Origin of the sequence: Micromonospora sp. RHAY321, assembly GCF_023896955.1 — a bacterium.
In the GTDB taxonomy this organism is placed as follows: Bacteria; Actinomycetota; Actinomycetes; order Mycobacteriales; family Micromonosporaceae; genus Micromonospora.
On the sequence record NZ_JAMHIW010000012.1, the window covers coordinates 26,643 to 38,480 of the forward strand.

An 11,838-nucleotide genomic window follows, 5' to 3' on the forward strand; every position below is an offset into this window, starting at 1 on the left:
CGGGTCAGGGGTGCGGGGCGAAGCCGTACGGGAGTTCTAGGCGGTGGCGGGCTAGCAGGGTGGGGTTGGTCAGCAGGTCCAGGGTGGGGGCGTCGGCGACTATTCGGCCGGCGTCCAGGATCACCGAACGCTCGCACAGCTCCGCCGCGTACGGCAGGTCGTGGGTGACCATCAGCAGGGTCACCGGCAGGTCGCGCAGGATCTCCGCGAGCTCGCGGCGGGCCGCCGGGTCCAGGTTCGACGAGGGCTCGTCCAGCACCAGGATCTCCGGGTGCATGGCGAGCACGGTGGCCACCGCCACCCGGCGGCGCTGCCCGAACGAGAGATGCTGCGGCGCCCGGTCCCGGTGCTCGCTCATCCCCACCGCGGCGAGCGCCTCGTCCACGCGGGCGGCCAGCTCGGCGCCCCGCAGGCCCAGGTTGGCCGGCCCGAACGCGACGTCCTCCGCCACCGTGGGCAGGAAGAGCTGGTCGTCCGGGTCCTGGAAGACGATGCCGACCCGGCGGCGCACCTCGGCCAGGGTCGCGCGGTCCGTCGTGACGGTCAGCCCGCCGACGCTCACGCTGCCCTCGGTGGGGGTGAGGATGCCGTTGAGGTGCAGCACCAGCGTGGTCTTGCCGGCGCCGTTGGGGCCGAGCAGCGCCACGCGGTCACCGCGCGGCACCGTCAGGTCGACCCCGTGCAGGGCCACATGCCCGTCCGGGTACGCGTACCGAACGCCACGAACGTCCAGCGAGACAGCGGTCTGCACGGCACCGATCATGTCAGCACGACGGCGGTCGCGGCGATGGAGGCCGCCAACACCGGCACGGTCGCCGCGACCAGCCACTGACCGGCGGTCGCCGCACCGTCGCCCTGCCACACCGCGGGCATGCGACCGGTGTAGCCCCGGGACAGCATCGCCAGGTAGACCCGCTCACCGCGTTCGAAAGCCCGCAGGAACAGCGCACCGATCCCGGCGGCGAAGCCGCGCAACTGCCACAGGAAACGCGGGTCGTCACCCCGGGAGATCCGGGCCACCCGCATCCGCCGCGCCTCGCCCACCAGCACGTCCAGGTAGCGCAGCATGAACGTGGCGATCTGGGTGAGCACCTGCGGGCAGTGCAGCCGGTCCAGCCCCACGATCAGGTCCCGGGTGGTGGTGGTCGCGGCCAGCAGCAGCGAGGCGAGCACCCCCAGGGTGCCCTTGGCCACGATGTTCCACGCGCCGTGCAGCCCGTCCTCGGACAGGCGCAGGCCCAGCACCTCGACCCGCTCACCCGCACCGAGGAACGGCAGCGCCACGGCGAACAGCACGAACGGCAGCTCGATCAACGCCCGGCTGAGCAACCACCGGGGCCCTACCCGCGCCAGTGCCGCCACCGCCGCCACCAGCAGGGCGTACGCGCCGAAGGCCCAGAACGCCTCGCGTGGGGTGGCCACCACGGCGACGGTGAAGACCACCATCGCCACGATCTTGACCTCGGGCGGGAGCCGGTGCACGGGAGAGTCCGACTCCCGGTACAACACGTGCCCGTGACCGGCGCCCATCCGCGTACCCCCGCTCAGCCGGCCGTGCCGGCGCGGGACGTCGTCGCCGCGTCACCCTCGGCCGGCGTCGCGCCCTCGACGGGCGTCGCCGTGTCGCCCGGGGTCGACGTGCCGCCACGGCGGCGCAGCAGCCAGAAGCCGCCAGCCCCGATCGCGAAGGTGATCAGCACCCCGAGCACCCCGGACAGGCCGGTGGAGAGGAAGTCGTTGCCGACGCCCTGCACCCCGTAGTCGGCGAGTGGGCTGTCGCCCAACTCGTGCTCACGGGCCTGCTGGGCCGGGCAGCTTCCGCCGACGATGGTGTCGTCGGCGTCGACGGTGCAGCCCTTCAGCAGTGACGAGTCCAACCCGTCCGGGTGGGACGAGGCGTAGTTGCTCACGACCCCGGCCAGCAGCAGGGCGACCAGCAGCCCGCCGACCAGGAAACCCCAGGAACGGTTCTTCACCGGACACCTCCGACGACCGGAACGGCGGGCGCGGACGTCGACCGCAGCCCACGCAGCGCGTAGACGAGATCGGGGCGCACCTTCGCGACCGTCAGAACGGTCGTCGCGGTGATCAGGCCCTCACCGATGCCGATCAGCAGGTGGACCCCGGCCATGGTGCCGGCCAGGCCGGCCAGGTTGCCGCCCAGGTCGGTGGTGCCGCCCAGCCAGTACTGCAGGACGAAGCCCTGCGACGCGACCACCACGCTGACCATCGCGGAGACGAACGCGGTCACGGCCAGGCCGGCCCGCGTACGCGGCAGGACCCGCAACAGCACCGCGATCAGCAGGTACGCCGCGGCCGTGCCGAGCAGCGCCATGTTGGTGATGTTGAGGCCGAGCATCGCGACGCCCCCGTCACCGAAGATCAGCGCCTGCACGACCAGCACCACGGCCACGCAGAGCGCGCCGACCCACGGGCCGACGAGCATCGCGGCGAGCGCGCCACCGAGCAGGTGACCGCTCACCCCGGCCGTGAAGATCGGAAAGTTGAGCATCTGGACGGCGAAGATGAACGCGGCCACCAGGCCGGCCATCGGCGCCAGCCGGTCGTCCAGGTCGCGCCGGCCGCGCAGGACGCAGCCGGTGAGCGCGGCGAGGGCGAGCGCCGCGAAGACCGCCGCCACGGGACCGTCGATGATCCCGTTCGAGATGTGCATCGCCAGGGTTTCCACGCGACCTCCCACGCGTCAGCGGACCCGTCCGGGCCGGCGGGCTCAGCTTATTTCCCATACCTCGTTGTTGCCAGACTCTGGCAACAACGCATGGTCTTGATCACCTTCCGGCGCCCGCTCCGGCGCGGCGTGGGGGTGGGTGGCCGCGCGCCCGGCGGTAGGGTCGGGCCATGACCGCGCCCGACCGCCTCTCCCCCGGTGACCCCGCGCCCGAGTTCACCCTGCCCACCGACACCGGTGACCAGCTCGCCCTCGCCGACCTGCGAGGCCGCAAGGTCGTCCTGTACGCCTACCCGGCGGCGATGACCCCCGGCTGCACCAAGCAGGCCTGCGACTTCCGCGACTCGCTCGCCTCGCTTCAGGCCGCCGGCTACGAGGTGATCGGCATCTCGCCGGACAAGCCCGAGAAGCTGGCGAAGTTCCGCGATCGCGATGCCATCACCTTCCCGCTGGTCTCGGACGTCGACAAGACGGTGCTCCAGGCGTACGGGGCGTACGGCGAGAAGCAGCTGTACGGCAAGACCGTGACCGGCGTGATCCGCTCCACCTTCGTCATCGACGCCGACGGCAAGATCGAGCGGGCGCTCTACAACGTCAAGGCCACCGGCCACGTCGCCAAGCTCCGCCACGACCTCGGCCTGGACTGAGACTGTCGCAGCGGACCATTACCGTGCGTTGATGGTTCGCTACAAGTACACGCCGGAGGCGCTCGCCGAGGCGGCCGCCGCCGCGCGGAACATCACCGAGGTGATGCGGCTGCTCGGCGTACGCGTCAGCGGTGGCTCGCACGCGCACATCAGTCGCCAGCTCAAACGCTTCGGCATCGACATGTCCCACTTCACCGGGCAGGCACACAACCGTGGCGTACGTTGGCGGCGAAGGCCCCCGTCGGATCTGCTGACACTGCTACCCGAAGGCTCCCGCCGGATCCCCGGTGTCCGCCTCAAGCGCGCCCTGGCAACGATCGGTCTGCCCGAGAACTGCGAGGTCTGCGGCATTGGATCGACGTGGCAGGGCGGGAAGCTGACCCTGCACGTCGACCACATAAACGGCGACTTCCTCGACAACCGGCCGCGGAACCTCCGGCTGCTCTGCCCGAACTGTCACAGCCAGACCGCCACGTACGCCGGGCAACGACGGCCCGCCATCGTCGAGCCCGAGGTGGTCTACGATCCTGACGCTGTCACTCCAACCGGCTTTCGGATAGGCAGGCGACTGCCTCGTCGGCAAGAATGTCCGTGGACGCTGATGGAGTTCAGCTTCAGGGGGCCGTAGCCCAACGGCAGGAGGCATACGGTTTAGGTCCGTACCAGTGCGGGTTCGAATCCCGTCGGCCCCACGTCATCGTCGCGAGACGAGGCAACTCTGCTGGATCAGATCTGTCGCCCCCATCACGATCGCGGGTGGGCGCTCGGGTCGTCGGGTCAGGATGGCGGGCGTGAGTCTGCGCTTCGTCCTCGATCCCGACCTGACCCCGCAGCTGCGCGCCGAGATCGTCGCCCTCTGGGTGGACGTCACCAACGCCGGCGGCGCGGTCGGTTTCGTGCCCCCGGTCACCGCCGCCGACGTCCGCGCCACCGCCGAGGCGACCTTCGCCGGGATCACCGACGGGCCGGACCGGCTGCTGGCCGCGTACGCCGGCGAGCGCCTGGTGGCCGTCCTCATCTTCTGCGACAACCGGTTCCCGCTCAAGGCGCACTGGTGCGTGCTGAAGCGGGTGATGGTCCACCCGGACACGCAGGGCACGGGATACGGCTCGGCGCTGATGCGCGAGGCCGCCCGGCTGGGCCGGGAGTTGGGCCACGAGGCGCTGCACGTGACGGTGCGCGACGGGCTGGGGTTGGACGGGTTCTACCGCCGCCTCGGCTACCGGGAGATCGGCAGGCTGCCGGGCGCGCTGCGGGTGGCGGCGGGCGACGACCGGGACGAGATCCTGATGTGGCTGGACCTGCCGCCGACCGACTGACCGGTCAGCCGGCGCACCAGCGTGCGCTCGCCCCGGCCGGTCGGGTGGCCGGCGCGTCGGCCTCCGCCGGCGCCGGCGCACTGGCCCTGGCCACCTCCGCCTGCCGGCGGGCCGGTGTCGGCGTCGCCGCGGGCGGCCGCGCCGAGGTTCGCGGACGCGGGGTGGCGACCGCCCCGCCGGGCGCGTACATCCGGACCGCGCTGGTCTGCACCTGCCCCGGTGCCATCCGGATGCCGGAGACGGTGGCCCGGTGCCCGTACACGTCGCTCACCCGCACGGTGAACGGGCCGGGCCCGGCACCGGAGGCGACCAGCCAGTAGTTGTAGTCCTGCCGCGCGGCGGCCTGCCACGGCCCGCTGTCGCCCTGCCGGACCTCGACGGCGCGCAGCGGATTGCCGTGGTTGCCCACCCGGACGGCGAACCAGAACTGCGACGCGCCCTCCTTGATGCGGAAGGTGAGCGGGCCCGGCAGCGGCGGGTTGACCACCGCGCGCCAGGTGACCGGGACGAGGCCCTGCACCGGGTCGGCGATCCGGGCGAACGCCTCCCGGGACAGGTCGAGGTGCCCGGGTTCGCACTCCGGGCACTGATCCATGATCAGGACACGGACGCTGCCCTTCGGGCCGGTCACGTCGAGGAACCCGCCGCAGGCGGCGCCGGCGGCGTACTCCGTGGGACCGAGCGCGACGTAGAGCCGGTTGGCGGGGGCGGCCGGGTTGGAGCAGTTGCCGCCGGCGCCGTTCGAGTCGTAGAAGGTCGCCTTGCCGGTGTGCGTGGCGGTGCCGGTGGGCGGCGCGGCGGCGAGCGAGCGGCCGGCGGCGCAGGCCGGGGTGGAACCGGAGCGCAGCGTCAGGGTGAGCCCGAGTGCCGCCGCGAGGATGGTGACGCCGGCAGCGACCAGCCAGGGCACCGGGCCGGACGAGGGCGCGGGCCGCTCGTCCGGAGCCCGATCCAGGTCGAGGTCGATGTCGACGACGCCGGGAGCGCTTCCGTCGGTCACGACGGCGATGCTGCCGGACCCGCGCGCGGTCGGACAAGCCGGCTAAGCCAAAGCTAAGACAGCATCGACGGACGGTGAACGGTGCGCTCCGGAGCAGGACAGCCGGTCAGGACCCGACGACCAGCGGAGCACCGACGGCCAACGGTCCACTGTCGACGGGCACGAGGTTGAGTCCGAAGAGGAGCTTCTGCCGGACGTTGCGATACCGCCCGAGTGTGCGCAAGGGTTCCTTCCCGCGTACCCCGGTCTCCTGGTCGGTGGTGGTCACCACGCAACGGTCGCACGGGCCGGCGGCGCGGAACCGCACGTCACCGACGCGGATCGACCGGCCGGCCCAGTCGTCCTCGGCCCAGGCCGGTGCCCCTTCGACCACCAGGTTGGGCCGGAACCGGGTCATCGGCACCGGCTCCTCGCCGGCCTCGGCCAGCCAGACGTTGAGCGCGTCGAGGGAGGCGGCGTTCGCCAGCAGCAGCGGGTAGGCGTCGGCGAAACTGACCTGGTCGCCGGTGTCGTGGTCGCGGCCTTCGGCGGCCAGGTGACGGGTCGGCCGGGCCAGCCAGACCAGCCGGACCGGCCGGCCGAGCAGCTCGCCGAGCCAGGCGTCGGCCGCCGGGCCGGCCGGCAGCGCGGGGACCGGGAGCTTCCGGTTGCGGAAGGTGCGCACCGCCAGCGGTTCGCCGCCGGCCGGCTCGGGCACGTCGAGGTCGGGCTGCCCGTCGGCACGCAGCGAGAGACCTCCCGGGCGCACGGTGGCGCGCAGGCCGACCAGCCGGGTGGTCTCCCGCTGGGTGACGCCGACACCGTCGGCGTCCACCACCATCCAGCGCCGGTCACCGGCCAGACCCCACGGCTGCACGAACGCGCCGTCGTGGTCGAGCCGGTGACAACCCTTGACCGGGTACGTGTGTATCGACGTCAGCCGCACACGGCTACCATGCCACGCCGATGCCGTCGCCGGGGTACCAGTGGTTGGCGGGGCTCTCCCGGTAGGCGAGGAACCGCCGGCCGGTGCGCTCGGCGTGCTCGGCGAGCACGTTGGTGCTGGTGACGTTGTCGGTGAGCAGGATCGCGCCGGGGGCGAGTTTCGGCTCCACCGCGTCGAACTCGCGCTTCTCGTGGGCGCGGCTGTGGTCGCTGTCGTGCAGGAACAGGTCGACCGGGCGGTCCAGCGCCCCGATCGAGGCGATCGAGTCGCCGATCACCAGGTCGACGACCTCGGACCAGGGCGCGCTGGCGGCCAGGTAACCGGCCTCCGGGTTGATGTCCAGCGAGGTGACCCGGCCCGGGTGACCCTCCTGCGCGTTGCGCAGCAGGGCGGCGGCGAGGACGCAGCTGCCCAGACCCTTGTCGACGCCGGTCTCCACGACGTGTGCGGGACGGGTGGCCCGGACGATCGCGTACCAGCCGATCCGGCGGGCGTAGTGGACCTTCTTGTCGGCGAGGCCACGGCGGGAGGCGGCGGCGGTGGCCTGCTCGATGTGCTGGCGCAGCGCATCGTCCGACTCGATCTCATCGAGCCACCCGCGGACCTCCTTGACCGGTCGGTCACAGACGACGCTGACGAACCAGGCCAGGTGGTGCCGGCTGAGCTTGGTGAGCTCGTACGTGTAGTTGTGGTGCTCCCTGGAGGTCACCAGCCAACGGGCCGAGATGCGGAGGACCTTGGCGTCGTGGCGGGCGACCCGGGCGAGCCGCTTGGGGAAGGCGGCGACGGGCGCGAGGGGGGTACGCGCGATGGCCCGCCGGAGCTTGATTCGATCCACGGGAGCGTTGTACCAGGCGCAGGGTTCAGATGGTAGAGACGTCGTACTTTCTCCTCGTCCGATCCGTCCGGCGGGCACGGGACGTCGTGACGGTCGAGCGCGGGTGGCCGATCGGACGAGGGTTCACGCGCTGTGCGCGCGGTCAGTAGCATCCCGGCCATGGCAGGCGCGCAGCAAAACCTTGATCCTATGCCGGGCACGCTCCATCCCGGGCACGACGACGGGTCGCCGGCCGAAGGGCAACGGCCGCCGCGGAGGCGCCGTTGGCGCCGGGTGGCCCTGATCAGTTTCCTGGTCGTCGCACTGCTGGGTGGGGCCGGCCTGGTAGCCGGAGGGCTCTACATCCGGTCGGTTGAATCCGGCATCGAGCGGGTGGACGCGTTCGAGGACGTGCCGGCGGCCGAGCGGCCTCAGGTGGTCGAGAAGGCCGAGGGCGCGATGAACATCCTCATCCTCGGCAGCGACACTCGTGACCCGGAGAACACCGGCGGCTCCCGCACCGACACCATCATCATGGCGCACCTGCCGAAAGACCGCACCAGCGCTCAACTCATCTCGATTCCCCGGGACACCTGGGTGTCCGTGCCGAAGTCCAAGGACGGCACGCGGGGCGGACGGGACGCAAAGATCAACGCTGCCTACGCCTGGGGTGGCGTTCCGCTGATGGTGCAGACGCTGGAAAAGTTCACGGGCGTGCGGATCGACCATGTGACGATGGTGGATTTCGCCGGCTTCAAGGAGATCGTGGATGCCCTCGGAGGCATCGACGTCACGGTCGAGAAGGGGTTCACCTCTACGCACTCGCTGAACCCGGACAGCCGGCGGACGTTCGAGGCCGGCCGTCAGACCTTCGACGGTGCCGCCGCGCTGGACTACGCCCGCGAGCGGTATGCCTTCGCCGACGGCGACTTCGCCCGTATCCGGCACCAGCAGCAGGTCATCAAGGCGATCCTGGACAAGGCTTCCTCCGGCGGAACGTTGGCCAACCCGGGCAAGCTCAACGCCTTCATCAAAGCCACCGCCGACTCGGTATCGGTCGACCGCTCTCTGTCCGTCCTGGATCTCGCCACGGAACTTCGGCATCTGCGCAGTGGCAACCTCGGCTTCTACACCTGCCCGACGAAGGGTACGGGCCGGATCGGTACCGAAAGTGTCGTGCTCGCGGACACCGCTAAGGCACGTACACTCTTCGATGCGGTGCGGCGCGACTCGGTCAACGAGATCACCGCTTTCCAGCCCACCTCCTGACCCACAGGTTGGAGTCGGATTCATCCTTACGGCCCTGTTGACCGGGTCGGCGCGGCCATATCCTGCGAGCGCCCGGCAGGCATTCTGTGCCGCTGTGGCATCACGGGGAAGGACACCAATTGATGTCGAGCGAGTCGACATCGACGAGAGTCGTCGCGGAAGCGCCTGATCGCGCGCCCGCGCCGCGCCGCGTCGATCAGCGCCAGGATGCACCGATCGTCGACCACAATCAGAACCTGGAAACCACCACCGTCCTGCCGTACGCCAGTTCGCGTACGTCCGGACGGACCAATCCGCTTCGGGCCTGGATGCTCGCCGCGCCGATGGATGTGGCCGCCCTCATGGCACCGCTCCTGCTCAACGACCGCTATTGGCGCGGCACACTGGCCATGGCCGGCCTGACCGTCGTGATCTTCGCCGTCGGTGGCCTCTACCGGCCGCGGCGGCACCTGAGCCTCCTCGACGAGCTGCCGAGTCTGAGTGGACGGCTGCTGGCCGCCGCGTCCATCGTCGCCATCATCGCGGCGACCCGGTACGACTCGGCCTCGTACCTGAACGACTTCATGCGCGGCGTGCTCCTCTCCGCCGCCCTTGTCATCCTGGGCCGCGCGGTGACGCGCACCCTCGTCATGACGGCCCGCAGGCGGCGGTGGGTGGAGCACAACGCGATCGTGATCGGGGGCGGCCCGATCGGGACGGAGCTAGCGCGCCTGCTGCGCCGTTACCCGCAGTACGGGCTGCGCTTCGTCGGCTGTGTGGACACCGTGCCGCGCGGTGCGGGGCTCCAGTTGGCCGGCACCCTGGACGACCTGGAGTACCTGGTCCGGCTACAGCGGTGCGACGTGCTGATCCTCGCGGACCCGGCCAGCTCCGAGTCGACTGTGATGGAGGTGCTCCGCCAGCCGCGCAGCGCGGCCTGCGACCTGTGGGCCGTCCCCCGGCTGTGGGGATCCCGCTCGGCCGCCGGCAACCCGGACCACATCGGCGCCATCCCGGTCGTGAAGATCGGTGATACCACCCTGTCCGGTCCGCGCTGGGCGCTCAAGCGGGCGTTCGACGTGGCCTTCGCGACGCTGGCCCTGGTGGTGCTGAGTCCGGTGATGCTGCTCTGCGCCATCGCGGTGCTCCTGGAGAGCGGCGGCCGCGGTGGCATCTTCTTCCAGCAGGAGCGGATCGGTCGGCACGGCAAGCCCTTCCAGGTCATCAAGTTCCGCTCGATGCGCCCGGTGAACGAGCACGAGTCGCAGACGAACTGGTCCATCGCGCACGACAAGCGGGTAGGCCCGGTAGGACGGCTGCTCCGGCGTACCTCGCTGGACGAACTCCCGCAGTTGTGGAACATCGTGCGCGGCGACATGAGCGTGGTGGGCCCTCGGCCCGAACGTCCATACTTCGTGGAGAAGTTCTCGGCGGAGTACCCCACGTACGCGATGCGGCACCGGGTTCCGGTGGGTCTCACCGGGCTCGCCCAGGTCAGTGGCCTTCGCGGGGACACCCCGATTTCCGACCGCGCCCGGTTCGACAACTACTACATCGAGAACTGGTCGCCCTGGCTGGACGTCAAGGTGCTGCTCCGGACCGTCGCGGAGGTTTTCCGGGCCGGCGGTCGCTGACAGCGGGGCCCGTCGGGCCAGGGCTCCGGCTACGAAGTCGATGGTGCGGCGTGGGATCATCGTCCGTCCACCGTGTCACGGGGAGGGGGACCAATGGCCCACGAGGGCAGCACGGCCAGACCCACCGGTCTGGCCGTCAGCCGCCGCTCCGCGTTGTTCCGGGGCGGGGCGGTCGCGGCGGGTGTGGGTACGGCGGCTCTGGGCGGCGCCGCAGCCGCGAATGGTCTGTCGTCCCTGGGTGACGGCCGGGTTGTCAACGTCCGTGACCACGGGGCGACGGGCGACGGCGCGACCGACGACACCAAGGCCCTCCAAGAAGCGATCGACGCCGTACGCCCGACCGGCGGGATCGTCTTCCTGCCGCCCGGCGTCTACCTGACCCGACGACTGACCCTCCGTTCCCGGGTACACCTGCGCGGCTCCGGCGGCGACGCGACAATCCTGCGGCTCAGGCCGGGCGCGAACTCGGCGATCCTGGAGTCGGAGGGCTTCGCCGGGTTGACCGGCACCCGCTCCGACGCTGGTATCACGCTGTTCAGCCTCCGCGACCTCACCCTCGACGGCAACAAGGAGCAGAACCCGGACGGCGGCTACGGGCTGCGGGTGTACGGGTACGGCTACGAGATCACCGAGGTGATTGTCTTCAACTGCCGGAACGACGGCATCGTCAGCGAGTGGGGCCCGACGGCCGCCCTGGCCGCTCCGTCGCACCAGATGGAGGCCCGGCTCACCGCCCTCCGTACGCACGACAACGACGGGCATGGCGTCGCCTTCCAGGGCCCCCACGATTCGATGTTTCTCAACTGCGTGGCCTTTGAGAACGCGGGCGCGGGGTTCCGCGTCGCCGGGGACTCGACGGGTACCCAGATGGTGAACTGCCACGCGTGGGGCATCCGGCAGGAGGTGGCGTTCGACCTGGCCGCCACCAGCGTAGGATGCGTCAACTGTTACGCCGACCTGAACGGCGGGGTGGGCGTACGCATCTCGCGCAGCGACTGCCGATGGATCGGCGGGTTCGTCCTGGGCTACAACGAGGCGCACCCCAACCCGGAGATCGGGGTGCAGTTCGTTCCGGGGACGCAGCCGGAGGAGCCCTCCGGCTGCGTCGTCGAGAGCAGGATCGTCAACTGCGGGACTGCGGCTGTCGACTTCGGCGCCGACGGGGGCCTGTCGAATGTCCGGGTCAGCATCTTCCAGCCCGGTGCCCTCGCGGAGGACGGCCGGCGCATCGAAGGAACGGGACGCGGCTGGATCGGGCGGCCCGCGCCGTCGACCCAGGTGGAGATCGTCCAAGGGCTCGGCGACCCGGACCACAACCTCGTCGTACGCCCCGCCTTCGACCTGCGGTCGCAGCCGACCCCCGACCGGCCGTCGGACGGGAGCGTCCGCGTCTTCGCCCGCGAGGTCAACGGCCGAACCCAACTGTGCGCGCTCTTCCCGAGCGGTGCCGTCCAGGTGATGGCCACCGAACCCTGACGACCGCCCGCAGCGTGGCCTATCAAAGGTGGTGGGCCGGCGCGGGTCCGTCTGCGGCACGATCTGCCGGCGGCGCGCCGCAA

13 protein-coding genes and 1 tRNA gene are annotated in these 11,838 nt (G+C 71.1%); 7 read left to right on the plus strand and 7 right to left on the minus strand.

All coding sequences use genetic code 11. The features are described from left to right. Positions 1–4: 4 nt before the first annotated feature. From M8C17_RS22550 to M8C17_RS22565, 4 genes are read right to left on the minus strand one after another with little or no spacing between them, the layout of a single operon-like run. The gene (locus M8C17_RS22550) at positions 5–763 is read right to left on the minus strand and encodes an energy-coupling factor ABC transporter ATP-binding protein (RefSeq protein ID WP_252418522.1); all 759 of its coding nucleotides are present in this window, start codon (positions 761–763) and stop codon (positions 5–7) included. Then, on the minus strand, positions 760–1,530 hold the full coding sequence (gene cbiQ, locus M8C17_RS22555; RefSeq protein ID WP_252418523.1) for a cobalt ECF transporter T component CbiQ: 771 nt from the start codon (positions 1,528–1,530) through the stop codon (positions 760–762). The genes M8C17_RS22550 and cbiQ overlap by 4 nt, the downstream gene beginning before the upstream one ends. A gap of 14 nt (positions 1,531–1,544) precedes the next feature. Continuing rightward, complete coding sequence (locus tag M8C17_RS22560) at positions 1,545–1,976, minus strand: PDGLE domain-containing protein (protein WP_252418524.1); 432 nt, start codon at positions 1,974–1,976, stop codon at positions 1,545–1,547. After that, complete coding sequence (locus M8C17_RS22565; protein WP_252418525.1) at positions 1,973–2,689, minus strand: energy-coupling factor ABC transporter permease; 717 nt, start codon at positions 2,687–2,689, stop codon at positions 1,973–1,975. Before M8C17_RS22565 ends, M8C17_RS22560 begins: the two co-directional genes overlap by 4 nt. A 170-nt stretch (positions 2,690–2,859) precedes the next feature. Here M8C17_RS22565 and bcp point away from each other — a divergent pair, with 170 nt between their 5' ends. The 4 genes from bcp (at position 2,860) to M8C17_RS22585 (ending at position 4,655) form a co-directional block, all read left to right on the plus strand. Beyond that, complete coding sequence (gene bcp, locus M8C17_RS22570; RefSeq protein WP_252418526.1) at positions 2,860–3,336, plus strand: thioredoxin-dependent thiol peroxidase; 477 nt, start codon at positions 2,860–2,862, stop codon at positions 3,334–3,336. Positions 3,337–3,367: 31 nt separating this feature from the next. Continuing rightward, positions 3,368–3,964, plus strand: coding sequence for an HNH endonuclease (locus tag M8C17_RS22575; protein ID WP_252418527.1), 597 nt, complete (start codon positions 3,368–3,370; stop codon positions 3,962–3,964). Further along, a tRNA-Leu gene (locus M8C17_RS22580) sits at positions 3,955–4,028 on the plus strand. The genes M8C17_RS22575 and M8C17_RS22580 overlap by 10 nt, the downstream gene beginning before the upstream one ends. Positions 4,029–4,118: 90 nt before the next feature. Continuing rightward, a complete protein-coding gene (locus tag M8C17_RS22585; RefSeq protein WP_256483147.1) occupies positions 4,119–4,655 on the plus strand; it encodes a GNAT family N-acetyltransferase in 537 nt (178 codons plus the stop codon). 4 nt (positions 4,656–4,659) lie between these two features. Here the strand turns inward: M8C17_RS22585 and M8C17_RS22590 are convergent, their stop codons facing one another. From M8C17_RS22590 to M8C17_RS32205, 3 genes are all read right to left on the minus strand, one after another. Then, the gene (locus M8C17_RS22590; protein ID WP_252418529.1) at positions 4,660–5,655 is read right to left on the minus strand and encodes an expansin EXLX1 family cellulose-binding protein; all 996 of its coding nucleotides are present in this window, start codon (positions 5,653–5,655) and stop codon (positions 4,660–4,662) included. Positions 5,656–5,761: 106 nt separating this feature from the next. Then, positions 5,762–6,580, minus strand: a complete 819-nt coding sequence (locus tag M8C17_RS22595; protein ID WP_252418530.1) for an MOSC domain-containing protein — start codon at positions 6,578–6,580, stop codon at positions 5,762–5,764. 4 nt (positions 6,581–6,584) lie between these two features. After that, a complete protein-coding gene (locus M8C17_RS32205) occupies positions 6,585–7,418 on the minus strand; it encodes a class I SAM-dependent methyltransferase (RefSeq protein ID WP_252418531.1) in 834 nt (277 codons plus the stop codon). A 279-nt stretch (positions 7,419–7,697) separates the two neighbouring features. Here M8C17_RS32205 and M8C17_RS22605 point away from each other — a divergent pair, with 279 nt between their 5' ends. From M8C17_RS22605 to M8C17_RS22615, 3 genes are all read left to right on the plus strand, one after another. Beyond that, positions 7,698–8,666, plus strand: coding sequence for an LCP family protein (locus tag M8C17_RS22605; RefSeq protein ID WP_374558923.1), 969 nt, complete (start codon positions 7,698–7,700; stop codon positions 8,664–8,666). Between the two features lie 341 nt (positions 8,667–9,007). Next, positions 9,008–10,279 (plus strand): sugar transferase, encoded by a 1,272-nt coding sequence (locus M8C17_RS22610; protein WP_252418533.1) that lies wholly within the window; start codon positions 9,008–9,010, stop codon positions 10,277–10,279. Between the two features lie 93 nt (positions 10,280–10,372). Beyond that, positions 10,373–11,755, plus strand: a complete 1,383-nt coding sequence (locus M8C17_RS22615; RefSeq protein ID WP_252418534.1) for a glycosyl hydrolase family 28-related protein — start codon at positions 10,373–10,375, stop codon at positions 11,753–11,755. Positions 11,756–11,838 lie beyond the last annotated feature (83 nt).

Bases quoted from the DNA above. Each gene is read 5' to 3' on its own strand.
- M8C17_RS22550 (WP_252418522.1), bottom strand. From the start codon at position 763: ATGATCGGTGCCGTGCAGACCGCTGTCTCGCTGGACGTTCGTGGCGTT.
- cbiQ (WP_252418523.1), bottom strand. From the start codon at position 1,530: ATGGGCGCCGGTCACGGGCACGTGTTGTACCGGGAGTCGGACTCTCCC.
- bcp (WP_252418526.1), top strand. From the start codon at position 2,860: ATGACCGCGCCCGACCGCCTCTCCCCCGGTGACCCCGCGCCCGAGTTC.
- M8C17_RS22575 (WP_252418527.1), top strand. From the start codon at position 3,368: ATGGTTCGCTACAAGTACACGCCGGAGGCGCTCGCCGAGGCGGCCGCC.
- M8C17_RS22585 (WP_256483147.1), top strand. From the start codon at position 4,119: ATGGCGGGCGTGAGTCTGCGCTTCGTCCTCGATCCCGACCTGACCCCG.
- M8C17_RS22610 (WP_252418533.1), top strand. From the start codon at position 9,008: ATGGCACCGCTCCTGCTCAACGACCGCTATTGGCGCGGCACACTGGCC.
- M8C17_RS22615 (WP_252418534.1), top strand. From the start codon at position 10,373: ATGGCCCACGAGGGCAGCACGGCCAGACCCACCGGTCTGGCCGTCAGC.